The 19,085-nt window shown below is 34.1% G+C and carries 15 protein-coding genes; 2 read left to right on the top strand and 13 right to left on the bottom strand.

All coding sequences use genetic code 11. The features are described 5' to 3' along the window. Positions 1-98: 98 nt before the first annotated feature. Both CBF37_RS07945 and CBF37_RS07940 read right to left on the bottom strand, forming a co-directional pair. A complete protein-coding gene (locus tag CBF37_RS07945) occupies positions 99-338 on the bottom strand; it encodes a YneF family protein (protein WP_125984214.1) in 240 nt (79 codons plus the stop codon). Positions 339-425: 87 nt separating this feature from the next. Continuing rightward, positions 426-1,325, bottom strand: coding sequence for a deoxyribonuclease IV (locus tag CBF37_RS07940; protein ID WP_125984213.1), 900 nt, complete (start codon positions 1,323-1,325; stop codon positions 426-428). 176 nt (positions 1,326-1,501) lie between these two features. Here CBF37_RS07940 and CBF37_RS07935 point away from each other — a divergent pair, with 176 nt between their 5' ends. Continuing rightward, positions 1,502-3,964, top strand: coding sequence for a transglycosylase domain-containing protein (locus CBF37_RS07935; RefSeq protein WP_125984212.1), 2,463 nt, complete (start codon positions 1,502-1,504; stop codon positions 3,962-3,964). Between the two features lie 33 nt (positions 3,965-3,997). Here the strand turns inward: CBF37_RS07935 and CBF37_RS07930 are convergent, their stop codons facing one another. From CBF37_RS07930 to CBF37_RS07915, 4 genes are all read right to left on the bottom strand, one after another. Next, a complete protein-coding gene (locus CBF37_RS07930) occupies positions 3,998-4,984 on the bottom strand; it encodes an ornithine cyclodeaminase family protein (protein WP_125984211.1) in 987 nt (328 codons plus the stop codon). Between the two features lie 16 nt (positions 4,985-5,000). After that, positions 5,001-5,882, bottom strand: a complete 882-nt coding sequence (locus CBF37_RS07925; protein WP_125984210.1) for a sulfite exporter TauE/SafE family protein — start codon at positions 5,880-5,882, stop codon at positions 5,001-5,003. Between the two features lie 2 nt (positions 5,883-5,884). Beyond that, entirely contained in the window at positions 5,885-6,697 is an 813-nt protein-coding gene (locus tag CBF37_RS07920) for a TrmB family transcriptional regulator (RefSeq protein ID WP_125984209.1), read from the bottom strand. Between the two features lie 166 nt (positions 6,698-6,863). After that, a complete protein-coding gene (locus tag CBF37_RS07915; RefSeq protein WP_125984208.1) occupies positions 6,864-7,754 on the bottom strand; it encodes a sulfite exporter TauE/SafE family protein in 891 nt (296 codons plus the stop codon). 201 nt (positions 7,755-7,955) lie between these two features. On the opposite strand from CBF37_RS07915, the gene CBF37_RS07910 reads away from it, so the two are divergent. Beyond that, positions 7,956-9,887, top strand: coding sequence for a heavy metal translocating P-type ATPase (locus CBF37_RS07910; RefSeq protein WP_125984207.1), 1,932 nt, complete (start codon positions 7,956-7,958; stop codon positions 9,885-9,887). A gap of 443 nt (positions 9,888-10,330) precedes the next feature. Here the strand turns inward: CBF37_RS07910 and purD are convergent, their stop codons facing one another. The 7 genes from purD to purQ are packed head-to-tail and all read right to left on the bottom strand — an operon-like array spanning position 10,331 to position 19,085. Beyond that, positions 10,331-11,602, bottom strand: a complete 1,272-nt coding sequence (gene purD, locus CBF37_RS07905; RefSeq protein WP_125984206.1) for a phosphoribosylamine--glycine ligase — start codon at positions 11,600-11,602, stop codon at positions 10,331-10,333. Between the two features lie 12 nt (positions 11,603-11,614). Beyond that, positions 11,615-13,156 carry a bifunctional phosphoribosylaminoimidazolecarboxamide formyltransferase/IMP cyclohydrolase gene (gene purH, locus CBF37_RS07900; protein ID WP_125984205.1) on the bottom strand — a complete coding sequence of 514 codons (1,542 nt, stop codon included), beginning with the start codon at positions 13,154-13,156 and terminating at the stop codon, positions 11,615-11,617. Continuing rightward, positions 13,153-13,728 carry a phosphoribosylglycinamide formyltransferase gene (gene purN, locus CBF37_RS07895; protein ID WP_125984204.1) on the bottom strand — a complete coding sequence of 192 codons (576 nt, stop codon included), beginning with the start codon at positions 13,726-13,728 and terminating at the stop codon, positions 13,153-13,155. The genes purH and purN overlap by 4 nt, the downstream gene beginning before the upstream one ends. Beyond that, positions 13,725-14,771, bottom strand: coding sequence for a phosphoribosylformylglycinamidine cyclo-ligase (purM, locus tag CBF37_RS07890; RefSeq protein WP_125984203.1), 1,047 nt, complete (start codon positions 14,769-14,771; stop codon positions 13,725-13,727). The genes purN and purM overlap by 4 nt, the downstream gene beginning before the upstream one ends. 2 nt (positions 14,772-14,773) lie before the next feature. Beyond that, positions 14,774-16,198 (bottom strand): amidophosphoribosyltransferase, encoded by a 1,425-nt coding sequence (purF, locus tag CBF37_RS07885; RefSeq protein ID WP_125984202.1) that lies wholly within the window; start codon positions 16,196-16,198, stop codon positions 14,774-14,776. Next, the gene (gene purL / locus CBF37_RS07880) at positions 16,183-18,405 is read right to left on the bottom strand and encodes a phosphoribosylformylglycinamidine synthase subunit PurL (protein WP_125984201.1); all 2,223 of its coding nucleotides are present in this window, start codon (positions 18,403-18,405) and stop codon (positions 16,183-16,185) included. The genes purF and purL overlap by 16 nt, the downstream gene beginning before the upstream one ends. Further along, positions 18,405-19,085, bottom strand: coding sequence for a phosphoribosylformylglycinamidine synthase subunit PurQ (purQ, locus tag CBF37_RS07875; protein ID WP_125984200.1), 681 nt, complete (start codon positions 19,083-19,085; stop codon positions 18,405-18,407). Before purQ ends, purL begins: the two co-directional genes overlap by 1 nt.

Here is a 19,085-nt window from a genome sequence, read left to right as displayed (position 1 = left end):
TTAAAACTCTCCTTCCAAATAAAAAAACGGCTGCGTTAAACCGCACCCGTTTTTTTCAGTATCTATCAAATACAAGATACGAATCATGAGCTATCAAACTATTTCTTCTTCTTAGTAGATTTAGAATTTTGATTTTTCATATTTTGCATCATTTGACGAACTTTTTTCTCTGATGGCTTTTGACCCATTTGGGACATCATCATACGTAACATATCCTCATTAACGGGAGGATTTTTCTCTAATTGATTTTCAAATGTTTTTTTCGCTAAAAAGAAGCCGCCGACTAGTCCAGCTAGTAAAGCAACAACAATTAAAAGAATCGCTAATCCTGTATTCATAATCCTACACTCCTTCCTCCTGTTAAAATGTGCCTAACAGTACATATTGTACTAAAATTTTTAGTGAATGAAAAGGACGATTTTCTTTTATTTCTGATTAAAAACATCCTCTAATAAATTTGGGTTGAATTCTTGTTTTTTTAACATCAAAATTTCATGTTTATAAGGTGCTTTTGCAGTTTTTTTATCTTCACCGACAAACGGTGTCTCTAAAATCTTAGGCAGTTCCGTTAATTGCGGATGATGAACCACATAATTCAATGCATCAAATCCGATAGTTCCATATCCAATATTTGCATGACGGTCTTTATGCGAACCTTGCGAATTTTTTGAATCGTTCACATGAATAACCTTAAGTCGATCTAAGCCGATAATACGATCAAATTCCTCTAAGACACCATCAAAATCTTCCCGAACATTATATCCAGCGTCATTAATATGACACGTATCCAGCGTAACTGATAACTTTTCATTATATGTGACACCATCAATTATTTTAGCTAGTTCTTCGAAAGAACGACCAATTTCAGTTCCCTTTCCAGCCATTGTTTCCAGTGCTATCTGGGGGGTCTGCTCTGACCGCAGCACTTCATTTAAGCCTTTTATAATTTGATTAATGCCAACATCCGCACCAGCACCAACATGTGCTCCAGGATGCAAAGTAATTTGTTTAGCGCCAATGGCTTCAACGCGTTCAATTTCTTGACGCAAAAAGTCAACAGCAAAACCGAAATTTTGTGGTTTAGTCGTATTTCCAAGGTTTATAATATATGGTGCATGAACAACAATCTTATCCATATTTATATCAGAACTTGTCATAAATAACTGCCCTTTTTCTATATTTAATTCCTCGATGGGTTTCCGTCTTGTATTTTGAGGTGCTCCTGTATAAATCATAAACGTATTTGCACCATAGCTGTCTGCTAGTTTTGCTGATCCTAATAGCATGTCTTTACCGCTCATACTTACGTGCGAACCTAGATACATAAATTATCTCTCCTGACTTCATATTTCTTTTCAAATCATACCGTTCTGATTAATAAATGACAAGTTAGATGCTTGTTTTTTATTAAGATACTGCGACAATCAAACTCTTAATCTATTCAATATTATGGTAAAATGCTATAATATCGTATAACTTACATTTACAAAGAGGTGATCGTTTGTTTAAAAATGAGAATGAAACTCCGAATACACCGAGCAGCAACTTACAAGAGGATACTTCTCAATTAGACCAGACGGATACCGATAAACCAAAGATTAATAAAAGTTCAGCAACTTTTAAATTCAATATAATTTATCGTGTCATTCGGGCAGTCGTTATTTTCCTTATATTTATCATTTTAGCCGGTGGAGCACTTGGACTTGGTGTCGGACTAGGTTATTTCTCAGCTTTGACTAATCAGTTAGAAATACCTGACAAAGAAACATTACGTTCTAAAATTCATGAGCTTGAGCAACAATCTAAAATCACATATTCTAATGATGAATTAATTTCAGTTATAAAATCTGATTTAGTACGCACGCCTGTTAGTGAAAAGGAAATTTCTCCTTTAATAAAACAAGCGCTTATTTCAACTGAAGATGAAAACTTTTACGAACACCACGGTGTCGTTCCAAAGGCAGTTGCTCGTGCCACTTTTTCTGATATTACTGGTTTTGGTAGCGGCTCAGGCGGATCAACCATTACACAGCAAGTCATCAAACAACAACTTTTGACTAATGAAACATCTTATAAGCGTAAAGCTTCGGAAATGATTTTAGCTACTGAAGTCGAAAAGTATATGACTAAAACAGAAATTCTAACAGCTTATTTAAATGTTTCGCCTTTTGGAAGAAACAATAAAGGTGAAAATATTGCTGGGATTGAAGAGGCAGCTTTAGGAATTTTTGGTGTGCATGCGAAAGATGTCAATCTTGCTCAAGCAGCCTATTTAGCTGGTCTTCCTCAAAGTCCGATTTATTACTCGCCATATACTGGTGATGCTACAATCAAAGAAGATGTCTCTGCTGGAATAAAACGTAAAAATATCGTTTTATTTAATATGTATCGTGAAAAAATGATAAATCAAAAAGAATACGAAGATGCAGTAAATTATGATCTAACAAAAGATTTTATCAGACCAGAAGCACCTTCATTTACTGATTCAGGTTTTTTATATAATTATCTCTATGATGAAGCCGCTCGTTTGATGATGCCGACCTACTATGAAAAAGATAAAGTAACTGAAAAACAAATTAATGAATCTCCAGAAATTTTTAATAAATACTTTGAATTAGCCAAAAGAGAAATTAGACAAAACGGATTAACCATTCATTCAACTATTGATCAGAGTGTTCATACACACATGCAGGAGGCTGTTCAACAATACGGACGAGTCCTAGATGATGGTCGCGGCAAATTGCTAGAAACAGGTAGCGTTCTGATGGATAACAAAACTGGGCGTGTCTATGGTTTTATCGGCGGACGTGATTATAATCAGAATCAAAACAACCATGCATTTCAAACAAGACGTTCTCCAGGATCGACTATGAAGCCGATACTAGCTTATGCACCGGCCATTGATAAAGGGATTATCGGTTCAGAAAGTCAATTGGCTGATTTTCCAATGAAGTATCGTGATAACAATGACGAAGTTAAAAATTATTCTGACTTTGGTTCTAAGTCATTTAAATCTGTCAGAGAATCACTCAAATGGTCGTTAAATATTCCTGTTGTTAATCTCTATGATACGATGCTTACATCAAATGCTAATCCAAAGGAATACTTTGAGAAGATGAATATCGGCTTAAACCCTGAAGAGTATACACGAGAATCGATTGCCTTAGGCGGTACTGATCATGGGTTGACAGTCTATGAAGAAACATCTGCTTATGCAACGCTTGCAAATAGAGGTACATACAACGAAGGTTACACAATTGATAAAATTACAGATGCTTCTGGTAAAGTTGTTTATGAGCATAAAGCCAATCCAATAAATGTCTTTAAACCTTCTACCGCAACTATCATGAATGACATGATGCGCGACGTAATCAATAGTGGTACGGGACAAGAAGCTAAAAATGTCTTAAACCGAGCAAATCCGACACTTGCAAAAGCTGACTGGGTCGGAAAAACCGGTACTTCACAAGATCAAAAGGACTATTGGTTTACCGCATCAACACCTGCTATAACGATGAGCAGCTGGATTGGTTATGATGACAATACGCTAATGTATGATACTTGGAATAAAAAAAATATGGAGTATTGGGCATTAATGACAGCGTATGTTTATCAAAGAAATCCTGAAATATTCGGCACTAATGATAAATTCAGTTTAGATCCGTCCGTCAAAAAAGAAAAAGTTGCTTCTTTTACCGGACAAAAACCTGATACTATACGAATAAATGATCTAGGTACATTTAACTTGAAGGACAGCAAACAGATTGACAGTCTTTATTCTGCCAATAACGGTCCAAAAGATAGCGAATTCCGCTTTGGTATCGGTGGAACAGACGACAACTATAAAGATGCTTGGAAATCCTTTATGTCATCACCGGATCGGTTTGACAATCGTAATAATAAAGACAGCAAGAGGAATACAAACAACAACAATTTTAATCGCCATTCAAGTAATTCTAGATAATGAAAAAGACGCCCTTCACCAAGGCGTCTTTTTTTAAATATTTATTGTTGTTCCCAAACCTTTATTTTTTGCATTTTCGACTATTTCATTGGCAACATAAACATCCAATACGGCTGTCCCAACAGTTTTGAAAACCGTAATTTGATCATCAGATGTTCGTCCGGTAATAGTGCCATTGACTAATTGTCCTAATTCGCCCCTGATTATTTCGTTTGTCAATTCTCCTTTATCAAACGGTTGAATAAAATCACCAGCTTCTTGTAATACACCATCAATCGTATCTAAAATAATGACATCGGCTTTTGATAACATATCAGAAGGTATTTCACACATTTCAGGCGTATAAGAACCCACTCCATTAATATGAGCACCTTTTTTTATCCAGGCTGCCTCAAATGTTGGACGTCGAGACGTTGTAACAGTCGTGATAATATCTGCTCCAGTTACACATTCTTGAGCTGTTTTTGCAGCACGGGCATTTATCGAGAATCTTTCAGAAACCTTTGCTGAAAACTCTTTGGCACGATCGTAATCAATATCAAATATACGGATTTCTTCTAAATCTCTAACAGTAATCATCGCTTCTAGTTGACTTTCAGCTTGTCCGCCTGTACCAATCAATGCACCGATTTTAGCGTCTTTTCGCGATAGTAGTTCAGTTGCAGCACCCTGCACAGCACCTGTTCGTAATTGCGTCAGATGTGTACCATCCATAATTGCTGAAACAATTCCTGTTGCCGGGTCAATAACCACCATACTTGCTGGTACACTTGGCAGATTTTTTTTTATGTTTTCTGGATATACTGAAACAATTTTTACACCCAATGATTCGCTTGTATCACCTGCTACATAAGCTGGCATATAAAGACTCTGACCCTTATGGATATCCACCGAAATATTTGTTCTTAATGGAACAATTGATTGTTGTTTGGAATACAACCCTAACGCTTCCTTATCTGCATCAATTGCCTGACGCATAGAGTAACATTCTTTCATTTCTTTTGTATTTAATACTAACATTTTAATATCCTCCTTCTTATTCAACACTAATTTTTTTATTTGAAGTAAGTGTTTGTAACATTGTATATGAGCTATAAAGTAAAACGATAATGACTAACCATTTCAACATATATGTGTTTAGAGATTTAACTAAAAATACCGCAACTAACACACCTAAAACACCAAATGTTGACGTAAATAATGTAATTTTACGACTATATTCACCAAATTTAACAAATTGCATGCTACCAATTGGTACTGAAAATGTACAAGCTCCCATCATTATTGGAAAGGCTGCAATCGGATTCAGACCCATAAGATATACGGTTACCATTGTCAATGAATATGAACCGATACCGATATTGTTTAATGCACCGTAGATAAAAAGTAAAACAGCTGTGAGAATTAATTTCCCGCCATATAAATCTGTCGCGATTCCGTTAGATGGTATCCAATTCATTTGACCAGCGAAAATTAAGAAAGCTGCAATAATCAAACCAATGCCGACAAACAATTTAATTGTGCGTTCCGGTAATTTAACCACATATTTAGGTCCGATATATGCGCCGATGACTTGAGCGACTATACAGACAACTAAAGTTTTAACTCCTACCTCTATGGATGATATATAAGATAATGCCATTGTTGCTACAGGAATAACACATTGCGTGTTCAAAGTACCCGGAAGTTTTTTCATACTCACCCATTTCATTTTTGGATACAGCACTGTGCCAATGGCAAAGTCTGAAATACCAAATGTAGATAGAAAAAATGTGAGAAACGATGATATCCCTAAACCAACTGAATTTGCTTTTTCTTCTTTTAAATCCTGTCGATGACTTATAACATCTTTCACAAATACAACTAAAAAACTAAAGTTAACAATAATAATTAGACCTAATAAGATTACCTTAGACATCTTTATTCCTCCCAGTAGATAGATCTGACTTTTTCAAAATGATTGCCATATTTCTTCTGTAATTCTTCAGGAAGTTCTGAAATTATTTTTAATGTATACGCATCATGTTTGATATATTCCTTAGCTAAGTTCAACATAGCTCGATTTTTAGTTAATGTAATATCATTATTGCCCATCTGATTTTCATCAATCGTACCAAACAAGACGTCATTATCATCAACCACAAGATTTATCCAGCGATTACCAAAGTCTTGCAGCTTATCCTGCTCAAACCCATGATAATAAACTTTTTTAAATGGTAATTTTTTGTTTCTATCACAATCAAAAGCAATTAAAACAAATTGATTTACACGCTTTTCTGCTTCTTGTAACGCTTTCAAAATTTGCGGTGTTAATTCCTTCTTCCACACTTGTATTAATACTGAACTATCTGCATGACAAATTAAATACTCTGCTTTTTTTAATAAATTATCGTACCCTTCCAATTTCCATAGCAAATCGTCTTCTTGATACTCTTTAACTTGACTGAATTGACGACTTAATAGATGTAAATCTGTTTGTGTTTCAGACTCCAATCTGCTGATAAACTCCTCCGCAGATAAAGCCCCATATAATTTTGGTTCTGATTTATTTACGATAACCAAATCCTTTTTCACTAATTTTTCAAGAATGTTATACACTTTTGAACGCGCAACCCCTGAGTGCTTGCTTACCTCATACCCAGTAAGTGCTCCTCTCTCCAATAATGTCACATACACAAGTGATTCCATTTCAGTAAAATTATATTTCTTCATAATTTGAATAATCGTATCCATAAAAATCAACCTCACTTAACTAGTAGCTACTATGGTAACTACTATAAACTAAAGTGATTGTTTTCACAATAGTTAGTTACTATTTTTTACAATATATGTTGGTTAAAAAAAAGAGGCAGTCACAGAAAAAGCCTGCTGTGACTGCCTTTATATAAATTTTTTTTTATTATATTTTTGATGAAAGCGCATCTTTCTTTTGACGAATAAGTGAGGTCATCATAGTATATGAACTATATAAAAGCACAATAATAACTAACCATTTCAACATATACGTAGCCAGTGATTGAACTAATAACACTGCTGTCAATACACCTACAATTCCAAAAATTGCACTTGATAAAGTTATTTTGCGATTATAACGACCATATTTTATAAATTGCATACTACCGATAGGGATTGAAAAAGTACAGGCACCCATCATAATCGGAAATGCTGCGAGAGGATCCATCCCCAATAAGTATACCGTCACCATCGTTACAGAAAAAGATCCTATTCCAATATTATTCAGCATACCAAACGTAAACAAAGCTAATGAAGCAGTCAATAATTTCCATCCGTATAATTCAGTTGCCATACCGGTAGATTTTATCCAACCCATTTGACCTGCAAAAATTAAACAAGCAGCAACTAGCAAGCCAATACTTAATACACGTTTAATCGATATTTCAGATAAATTAACTACAATTCTTGGGCCAATATATGCACCAACCATTTGCGATATAATACACACAATTAACGTTTTTATTCCTACATTTACAGAAGATACATATGAAAGAGCCATTACTGCAAAAGGAATAGCCCCTTGAGTATTCAGTGTACCGGGCAGTTTTTTGATGTCCACCCATCCCAACTTAGAATAAACAACCGTACTAATAGCAAAATCTGAAATACCGAAAGTTGAAAGAAAAAAGATAACAAATGAAGAAACCGGCAGCCATTTGCTTGAAGGTTTTTCACTTTTCAACTCTGCACGATGAGTATAAATATCCTTAAATAAAAAAATACTGTAACTGAGACTTACAAGAACAATCAAACTGATTACTATAAATTTAAACATAAAAACCCCTCTCAAACTTCATCACAGCAATTAAAATTTTCTTACTGCATTAATTAGTACTTTATGCTTTTTTTATTTTCAACTCAATCAAACTTTTTATTTTTTATATAAAACGGTATTTAATTCTACTACTTGCATATTAAATAATTATAGGTTACAATAAACATATGAAAAGATATTCATATAAAGGAGGACTTAATTATGTCACATGCAAATACTCAATCTGCTGCAAAATCTTGTGATGCTAATCATAACCATGAGCATAACCATGGTAATTTACCAACAATTCTTTATGTTGTTGGGCTTGTACTTTTTATTGTTGCTTTATTTCCAATCTCTCCAGCTATCAGTTCAATAATGTTTGTAGGGACAGTCATTTTATCGGGTTATCATATAATTATTGAAGGTTTTGAGGATACTTATAAGGAAACGAAGACCAACCGGAAGTTTACACCTAACGTTCATGTTCTAATGGCTTTAGCAGCAATCGGAGCATCTATCATCGGTGACTATCGCGAAGCAGCACTATTAATTTTAATATTTGCCGGAGCACACTTTTTAGAGCATTATGTTGAAAATAAAAGTAAACGTGAAATCACTAATTTAATGAAATTAAATCCTACTGAAGCTCGTTTAATACAACCAGACGGAAAAACCAAAATTGTTGATGTAAATTCTCTAAATGTTGGCGACTCGCTCCAAGTACTTAATGGCGATCAGATACCAACTGATGGCATAATTAGTTCTGGAGCTACATCAATCGATGAATCTTCAATCAATGGTGAAAGTATTCCCGTAGATAAAACGATAGGTGATACTGTTTTTGGCAGTACGATTAACGGAAATAGTACTTTCACGATGACCGTTACTAAAGAAAGTTCAGATACTGTTTTCGCCAAAATACTTGCATTAGTTAATCAATCACAAAACAACTTATCCAAAACTGCTACCAGAATTAAACGATTCGAGCCAAGGTACGTGACAGCTATTCTCATCATCATTCCGATTTATATTATTTTGACACCTTTTATCTTAAATTATTCTTGGTACGAAAGTTTCTATAAAGGAATGGTTTTCTTAACTGTTGCATCTCCTTGCGCTTTAGCAGCCAGTGATATTCCTGCTACGCTATCAGCAATTTCAAATTTGGCTAAACGTGGTGTCCTTTTTAAAGGTGGCTCCTACTTATCTAATATGGCTACACTACAAGCTATTGCTTTCGATAAAACAGGCACACTAACAGAAGGAAAACCTAAAGTTACTGACGTATTCTATCTAGATAATACTGAAGATAAACAAGAGCTTATGACAAACATCATTACGGCTATGGAAAAACAAGCAAATCATCCTTTAGCTGATGCGATTGTTGCTCATCTGCAACCGACAGAAGATTTAATCATTGAAATCGATAATCAAATTGGTCATGGAATCGTCGCCGAATATTTAGGAAATAGTTACCGAATCGGTAAACCTAGTTTATTCACAAATGTCGCTGCAGAACTAAAAATTGAAACTGACCGACATACCGAAGCTGGAAAAACTGTTGTTTATATCGCTGAAAACGACAATGTCATTGGTTTAATTGCTATGATGGACTTACCTAATGAACAAGCAAAAAAAGTAATTAATTATTTAAAATCTCAACATATTCATACAGCCATGATTACTGGTGATGCAGCCAAAACAGGACAAGCTGTTGCGAATACTTTAGGAATTGATGATGTTTTCGGAAATGTCTTACCGGAAAATAAATCTAGTATCGTCGATGAACTGAAAGAAAAATACGGTGAAACAGCAATGGTCGGTGATGGTATCAATGATGCACCAGCTCTAGTAAATGCTGATATTGGAATTGCAATGGGTGATGGTACTGATGTCGCTATTGATGTTGCAGACGTCGTACTGATGCAGAATGATTTGACCAAGATTCAATATGCTCATCAATTGTCTAAACAATTAGATAAAATCGTTATGCAAAATATTGTCTTTTCAATGCTAGTTGTTTTAACTCTTGTTCTTTTCAATATTTTCGGTGCTATGTCACTACCGATTGGCGTTTTAGTTCATGAAGGCAGTACTTTAGTCGTACTATTTAACGGAGTTAGATTACTCAAACCACTGCATTTAAAATAAATTAAACTACTTTAAAGGTTTATCCACATTGGACTACTACAAAAATAATAGCAATAAGCAAAAAAATTCTCTACATCAAATGATGTAGATGGGTAAAAATAAATACAAATAAGCAACAAAAGCCAATTGGCTTTTGTTGCTTATTTATTTGTCTTTAAAACTAAGTAATATTATATATATTTATAGTTTTAGAAACTTCTATATCAGTTTTTAAAGATTCCACTAGAAAAGATGAATAGACATAGTCGATAAGGAAATCGTTGTTTCTTTAATAAAAGATAAATTAGATAATAAATAATTCTAAAATTTGATTTTGTCAATTTAATTTTACCTGGAAAATTAATATGTTTCTTTTTTTATAAAAAAATAGATGTAGATAAATTTCTTCATCTACATCAAAAATTATACAGATAAAAAATAAATTAATTACTCTTTAAAAATAGCTAGTTTGTTTTTTTAATAGTTCCACCTATATCATGTCGATAATAAAATGATGATAGGTTTTGTTCATTAAGCCACGTATAAACTTTTTCTTGTGCTTTTTCTTGTGACACATCACTACAAGTAACAAGAAAAACTCGACCACTATCTGAAAATAATCTTTGGTTTTTTTCTTTTACACCTGAGTAAAAAATTTTTATTGTGTTATTCTTTTTAAAATTTGGCAAACTTATATCTGTTTCATAATCGTTTGGATAGCCTTTAGCAGAAACAACAACACCTAGAGTGACACCTGCTTCTTTCCATTTAATCACCGGTTCTTTATTATTAAGTAGGCTTTCAATTACTTCTATCAAATCAGAATCAAGTCTTTCTAATAAAACCTGTGTTTCCGGATCACCAAAACGAGCATTGTACTCAATTACTTTGGGTCCATTAGTTGTTAATATTAATCCAGTATATAAAACACCTGTAAAAGGTGTTCCTATACTTTTCATTCCATTGATAGTTGGTTTAATAATTGTTTCAAGAACCCTCTCTTCTATCTCTTCTGTGACATATTCTACTGGGCTATAGGCACCCATACCACCGGTGTTTGGGCCTTTATTATTATCAAAAATAGCCTTGTAATCCTTAGCTGTCGCCATAGGATATATGCCAGTTTCATTGACAAAAGACAATAATGAGAGTTCTTCACCTACCAAGAATTCCTCGATCACAACTTTTGGTGATTCATTATTAAAGGTGTTCTTCACAAGCATTTCTTTTAAAGCATGTTTGGCTTCTTTATAAGTTTCAGCAATCACCACACCTTTTCCTGCAGCAAGACCATCTGCTTTAATCACAATTGGTAGAGAATTATTTTTTACATATTCATAAGCTAGATTAAAATCAGAAAAACTCTTATACTCAGCGGTAGGAATATTAAATTTAGTCATTAATTCTTTAGCAAATTCCTTAGACCCCTCTATCAAAGCAGCCGATTTTTTGGGTCCAAAAGCTTTTATACCTGAATCCTCAAAATCATCTACCAAACCATTCATTAAAGGATTTTCTGGCCCAATCAGTACCCAATCAATTTTTCTCTCTTTAGCAAAATTTATTAGCTCTTCATGCTTATTTTCTAAAATATCAACAACTTGAATACCGTCAATCTTCATACCATCATTACCTTTTGCGCAAAAAACTTGATTTACTTTAGAACTGTCTAAGAATTTTTTACATATAGCATGTTCGCGACCACCACTACCAATAACTAAAATATTTCGTTTCATGGTTATCTCCTTTTAATGTTTAAAGTGTCTGACCTTTGTAAAAACCATGGCAATATCGTATTTATCCGCCATATCAATAGATTCTTGATCTCTAATACTACCACCTGGTTGAATAATCGCTTTAATACCAGCTTCTCCTATAATTTCAACACTATCAGACATTGGAAAAAAAGCATCACTAGAAAGAACAGCGCCATCTAGTCTTTCCTTTGCTTGATTAATGGCAATTTGGACTGAGCCTACACGGTTCATTTGACCTGCTCCAATACCCAGTGTTTGATGATTATTAGCAACTACAATGGCATTACTTTTAACATGTTTAACTGCCTTATATGCGAAAATTAAAGCGTCCCATTCTTCTTTTGTTGGCTCACGTTTTGTCATGACTTCAAAATTTTGCTTAGTTTCTTTTATATCATCATGCTCTTGAATAAGTAGACCACCTAATACAGAAGTATATTCTTTACCACCAGCCACAGACGTATTTGTCATATCAAGAATTAGTAAACGAATATTTTTCTTTTGGCTAAGTAATTCAAAAGCTTTTTTTGAAAAACTTGGTGCAATAATAATTTCTAAGAAAATATGACTTAATTTTTCTGCTGTTTCTAAATCAACTTCTCTATTTAAAGCAATAATGCCACCAAAAATTGAAACCGGATCACTTTCATAAGCATAACTAAAAGCTTCAAAAATAGTTTCTCCGAGTCCAATTCCACAAGGGTTCATGTGTTTAACAGCCACAGCTGCAGGGGTTTCAAATTCTCTAATAATACGTAAACAAGCATCTGCATCTTTAATATTATTAAATGACAATTCTTTTCCGTGAAGTTGTTTAGCTGACGAAATAGTGTAAGCCTTCCTTTGTTTATCAGCATAAAAGCTGGCTTTTTGATGACCATTTTCTCCGTAGCGAAGTGACTGTTGTAACTCAAATGTTAAATTTAAATCTTCAGGTTCTTCTATTCCTACTGATTTTGTTAAATAATCTGCAATTAAAGCATCGTAGCTAGCTGTGTGTCTAAAAGCTTTAGCAGCTAATTTTTTTCTAGTTTCTAAAGTGGTATTTTTAAACTCTTTGATTTCAGCTAAAATCTTTTCATAGTCACTTGCCTCAACAACAACTGTCACACTTTCAAAATTTTTACCTGCACTTCTTAGCATACTAGGGCCACCAATATCTATATTTTCAATGATTTCATCTTCAGAAACGCTCGATGTTTCTAATGTTTCTTTAAAGGGATATAGATTAACACAGACTAGATCAATGGGCATGATATTATGTTCTTTCATTGTTTGAATATGAGTTTTTAGACCTCTTTTCCCAAGTAAACCTCCATGAATCATCGGGTGTAGCGTTTTTACGCGACCATCTAGTATTTCAGGAAAATGCGTGACATCTTCAATATTTACAGTTACAACACCTGCTTCTTCCAAAACCCGTTGTGTACCTCCTGTTGAAATAATTTCATAACCTAATATTCTTAATTTTTTTGAAAATTCTACAACATTAGTTTTATCTGAAACGCTAATTAGTGCCCGTTTGATTGTCATCTCTCTACATTCTCCCTTATAAATTTTGCAATAACTTTTGGATAATATGCATGTTCCAATTCATGTATTCTTTCCGTTAAGTCTTCTAAACTTTCTTGTTCTCGGCAGATAATTTTTTTTTGAAATATAATCGGTCCTGTATCTATTCCTTTATCCACTAAATGAATCGTAATTCCCGTTTCTTTTTCAGAAGAGTTATAAAACTGCTCAATACTGTGTACTCCCTTAAACTTAGGCAACAGAGATGGATGAATATTAATAATTCGATTAGGATAAGCCTCAAGTATTTCTTTACCTAAAATTTTCATATAGCCAGCTAAGCAAATTAAATCAATTTTTGCTTCTCTTAAAAAATGAATGATTTGTTTTTCATAATCAGTTTTAGTCTGTGTCTTTTTCTTTGGTAAAACAAAATATGGTACTTTTGCTTTCTGTGCTCTTTTAATTACATATGCTTTCTCTTGATCACAGAATAAGCAAATTAGTTTACCTGGTATTTCATGCTTGTTAAAGCTCTCGACCAAAGCTTGAAAGTTAGAACCACTTCCTGAGGCAAAAATTGCTACTCTCATAGGTTATCCTCGTTAAAAATCAGTGCTTTTTCTTCTTTCAAAACAACTTTTCCAATTTCAAAAAAATGTTCTTTTTCTTGTGCTAACTGTTTTTTTACTTGTTCGATTTTTCGGGGTGAAACAGCTAATATCATACCAATTCCCATATTAAAAATCTCATACATTTCAGAAGGCTTTAATTTGCCTATTTTTTCCATAAGTGAGAACACAGGAGGAATATCCCATGACCCTATATTAATTTCAACACATAGATCCTTAGTTAACATTCGCGGTAGGTTTTCTACAAAACCACCACCCGTCACATGAGTGATACCATTAACTAACTGTTTCTCAACTAGAGGTAAGACACTTTTAACATAAATTTTGGTAGGTTCAAGCAGAACTTCTTTTAATGTTTTATTGTCTAATTCATCAAATCTAGTATCTAAAGTATACTCATTATCTTTAAAAAATATCTTTCTAACTAATGAAAAACCATTAGAGTGAATACCTGTTGACGGTAAACCAATTAAAACATCTCCATCTTGAACTTTTTCTGGTGTTAATAAAGATTCTTTTTCAGCTACTCCTACTGAAAAACCAGCTAAATCATATTCTTCGTCAGGATACATTCCAGGCATTTCAGCAGTCTCTCCGCCAATTAAAGCCATATTACTTTGAACACAACCATCAGAAATACCAACAATAATTTCTTCAATTTTTTGGGGATTATTTTTCCCTATTGCTAAATAATCTAAAAAATAAAGTGGAGTTGCTCCTTGAGCTAAAATATCATTCACACACATAGCCACACAATCAACCCCAATTGTGTCATGCTTGTCTGCTTCGATTGCTAGTAGAAGTTTAGTTCCCACACCATCTGTTCCTGATACAAGAACTGGATTTTTTACATGAATTTGACTTAAATCAAAACATCCTCCAAATCCGCCTATTGCTCCCATAACACCTAATCGTTCAGTTCGTTTAGCGTACTCTTTGATTCTAGATACAACTTCATAACCGGCCTCAACATCTACACCTGCTTGTTTGTAGGCATTCTCCATTTCTACACTCCTTGCTCAACTAATAAATTAGATTCATAATCATATAACTTTGTTGGATAATCACCATTAAAATACGCCATACAAAGACCTGTGTAAGGAGCATCTAAGTTTAATCCAATTGCTTCAACTAAACCTTCTTCACTTAAAAAATCTAAAGAATCAGCACCGATCTCATCTTTAATTTCTGAAATACTTAAATTGGCAGCAATTAATTCTTTTTTATTTTCAATATCAATTCCATAAAAACAAGGATATTTTAAAGGAGGGGCACTGATTCTAACATGAACTTCCTTAGCCCCCGCATTCTTAAGTAATTTAACAATTCGGCGAATCGTTGTCCCACGAACTATACTATCATCTACTAAAACAATTCTTTGACCTTCTACAACACCACGAACAGCAGAAAGTTTCATACGAACACCTTCCTCACGTAGTTCCTGAGTGGGTTGAATAAAAGTTCTACCTACATATTGATTTTTGATTAAACCCATTTCATAGGGAATACCACTAGCTTCAGCATAACCACTTGCTGCTGAAAGCGAGGAGTTTGGCACACCAATAACCATATCTGCTTCAGCGGGATATTCTTTTGCTAATTTTTTACCCATATTCTTTCTTGCTGAATGAACATTAACCCCTTTGATATTTGAATCCGGTCTTGCAAAGTAGATATACTCCATAGCACAAATTGAATACTGAGTTTCATCTGTATAAGTATCGAGCTCCATACCAAAGTCAGTAATAGTTATTAGTTCACCAGGCTCTACATCACGAACAAAAGTTGCACCAACCGTATCTAAAGCACAAGTTTCACTGGCTACAACATAGTCCCCACTTTTCATTTGCCCAATAGCTAAAGGCCTAAAGGCATTAGGGTCAAGAGTCACATACATCGCATCTTCCGTAAGTAACAAATAAGCAAACCCACCTTTAATTTGATTCAATGCTTCTTTTAAACGATCTTTAAAATTTAAAGCCGCACTTTTTCTAATTAAATGCATTAATATTTCAGTATCTGAGTTTGAATGAAAAATACCACCTGTTTTTTCCACTTCTTGACGTAAATTTTTGGCATTTACTAAATTCCCATTATGAGCTAATGCAAAATCACCATCATAAAACTTAAATAAAAATGGTTGAATATTATTAATACCTCCTGAGCCAGATGTTCCGTATCTAACATGACCAATGGCTGCTTTTCCAGTTAAATCTTCCAAATGTTCGGGTGAATCAAAAACTTCTGCTAATAACCCTAAATTACGGTAACCTTTTAACTTACCTTGATCATTAGCAACAATCCCTGCACCTTCCTGACCACGGTGTTGAAGGGCATGTAAACCAAAGTAGGTTACTTTAGCCGCATCTTGATGTCCCCAAATGCCAAAAATACCACATTCTTCATTTAATCCTTTTACCTCATAAGACATGGAATGGCTTCCTCCCATAATTTTTTGGCCTCATCTATATTAACGATTATTTTTTGGTCACGACATACTAAATTAAAACTTGGAGTTTCAACTATCTCTCCAATTAATGTCGCCACACTTCCCATCAACAATTCAAACTCTTCTTGATTTTTACTTTTGATTGATACAACAAAACGAGAAGGAGTTTCTGCAAATAAGTAATTTGCTTCCTGTTGAAACGTCCCCTTAAAACCAAGTCGATTTTTAAAACATGATTCTATTAATGCAACTCCTAAGCCACCTTCTGAACAATCATGGGCACTTTCAATTAATCCTTTTTGAATACTTTCAAATAACAAATCTTGATTTCTCTTTTCAACTTCTAACTCAAAATCAGCTAGCACACCTTCAACCTTTCCAGTCAACATTTTTTGAATTTCAGTTCCATTAAAATCAGCTTTTGTTTCACCTATAATATAAACCAAATCCCCCACCTCATTAAAATCTTGCCTAGTAATATGAGTTAAGTCTTCAACTAGCCCAACCATTCCGATAACTGGCGTTGGATAAATTGATTGTCCGTTTGTTTCATTATATAAAGAGACATTCCCTGAAATAACTGGTGTTTCTAACTCACGACACGCCTCTGCAATACCATCTGCTGATGTGCTTAGTTCCCAAAAGCTTTCTGGGTTATCTGGTGATCCAAAGTTTAAACAATCCGTAATAGCTAGAGGTTTCCCACCACTTGCAACAATATTTCTCGCAGCTTCAGCAACAGCCATCTTGCCACCGACTTTTGGATTTAGATATAGATAACGACTGTTACAATCTGTTGTCATAGCTAAAGCTTTATTAGTTCCTCGAATACGTAAAACAGCTGCATCACTACCAGGTCCTACAACTGTATTTGTTCTTACCTGAGAGTCATAAGTTTCAAAAATAAATTTTTTTGAGGCAATTTGGGGTTGTTGTAGTAGATTTATTAACACATCAGAAGCTTCTTTTATTTCAGGAACAAAATTTTCCAATTGACTGAATACTTTTATTCTAGCTGGTTCTGCCATAATTTTTTGATATTCTGGTGCTTCTTCTGCTAAAGCATCTACTGGTAAATCTGCTACTTGAATTCCTTTATGGAATAAACGGTAATGTTTATCGTCTGTTACTTTTCCAATATTAACGGATTCTAAGCCATATCTTTTAAATAATTCAATAACTTGTGATTCAGAGCCCTTTTTAATGCATAACAACATTCTTTCTTGTGACTCAGATAACATCATTTCATAAGGTGTCATATTCGTTTCTCTTTGAGGTACATCATCTAAATAAAGTTCCAAACCAGAATCTGCTTTGGAGGCCATCTCACTACTTGATGATACAAGACCAGCTGCCCCCATATCTTGAATCCCTACTAAAATATCAGAATGATTTAGGATTAAATCAAGACATGCTTCCATTAATAATTTCTCCATGAAAGGGTCACCTACTTGAACAGCTGAACGCTGTTGTTCTTCACCTGCAGTAAATTCTTCTGAAGCAAAAGTTGCCCCATGAATTCCATCACGCCCTGTTTTAGCGCCAACATACATAATTGTATTATCGACCCCCCTAGCTTGACCTTTCTGAATATTTTTATGTTCAATCAAACCAACACACATTGCATTTACTAACGGATTCCCTTCATAGCAGGGATCAAATCCAATTTCACCACCAACTGTAGGAATACCAATACAGTTACCATAACCTCCAATTCCTGACACTACTTGCTCTAATAAAAATTTAGTTCTATCTGTTATTAATTCCCCAAAACGAAGTGAATTTAATATAGCAATAGGTCTAGCACCCATGCTAAAAATATCACGAATGATTCCTCCAACACCAGTTGCTGCACCTTCATAAGGTTCAACTGCTGAAGGGTGATTATGACTTTCAGCTTTAAAAACAACAGCTAAATTATCTCCAATATCAACAATCCCTGCACCCTCACCAGGTCCTTGAAGAACTTGAAGCCCGGTAGTTGGAAACTTTCTAAGAATAGGCTTACTATTTTTATAAGAACAATGTTCACTCCACATCACTGAAAAAAGTCCAGTTTCTGTATAGTTAGGTAAACGATCTAAGATATCTACACTAATCAAACGATACTCTTCATCTGTTAACCCCCACTCAGCATAAATTTTTTTTTCTTTAATATCTTGTGGTGTTGGTTCATGTAAAAATACCATTATGAGTTCCTTACCTTTCTTACGTAATCAACAACTGATTCAAACATTTTTTTACCCGAATCACTACCTAATAAGTCTTCTAAAGCACGTTCAGGATGGGGCATCATACCTAATACATTACCTTTTTTATTTGTAATTCCAGCAATATTTTCTAAACTACCATTTGGGTTTTCTGTTTCATAAGTAAAAATAATTTGGTTGTTTCTTTTTAGTTCTTCTAGAGTTTCTTCATCACAGTAATAATTTCCTTCGCCATGAGCAATAGGTAATTCTAATACATCACCTTTCTTATAGCATGATGTAAATAAACTTTGATTATTTGCTATTTTAACTTCTTGAGTTTTACACACAAATTTCAACGAATCATTTTTTAAGAGGGCTCCTGGTAAAAGTCCTGCTTCAGTTAAAATTTGAAAACCATTACAAGTACCAAAAATTGGTTTGCCTTCATTTGCGAATTTCATGACTGCTCTCATGACTTTTGAAAAACGGGCAATAGCCCCACATCTTAGATAATCGCCATAAGAAAAGCCACCAGGAATAAGAATTACATCAAACTCAGATAAATCATCAGCTGTATGAGGAATATAAGCGACTTCTTCTTTAACCACTTCTTTGATTGCTAAAAACAAATCAATATCACAGTTAGAACCTGGAAAAACAATTACACCAAATTTCAT

Source organism: Vagococcus vulneris, from assembly GCF_003950515.1.
Classification (GTDB): Bacteria; Bacillota; Bacilli; order Lactobacillales; family Vagococcaceae; genus Vagococcus; species Vagococcus vulneris.
The sequence above is the reverse complement of the archived record's forward strand: the minus strand, read 5'-3'. Positions and strand labels throughout refer to the sequence as shown.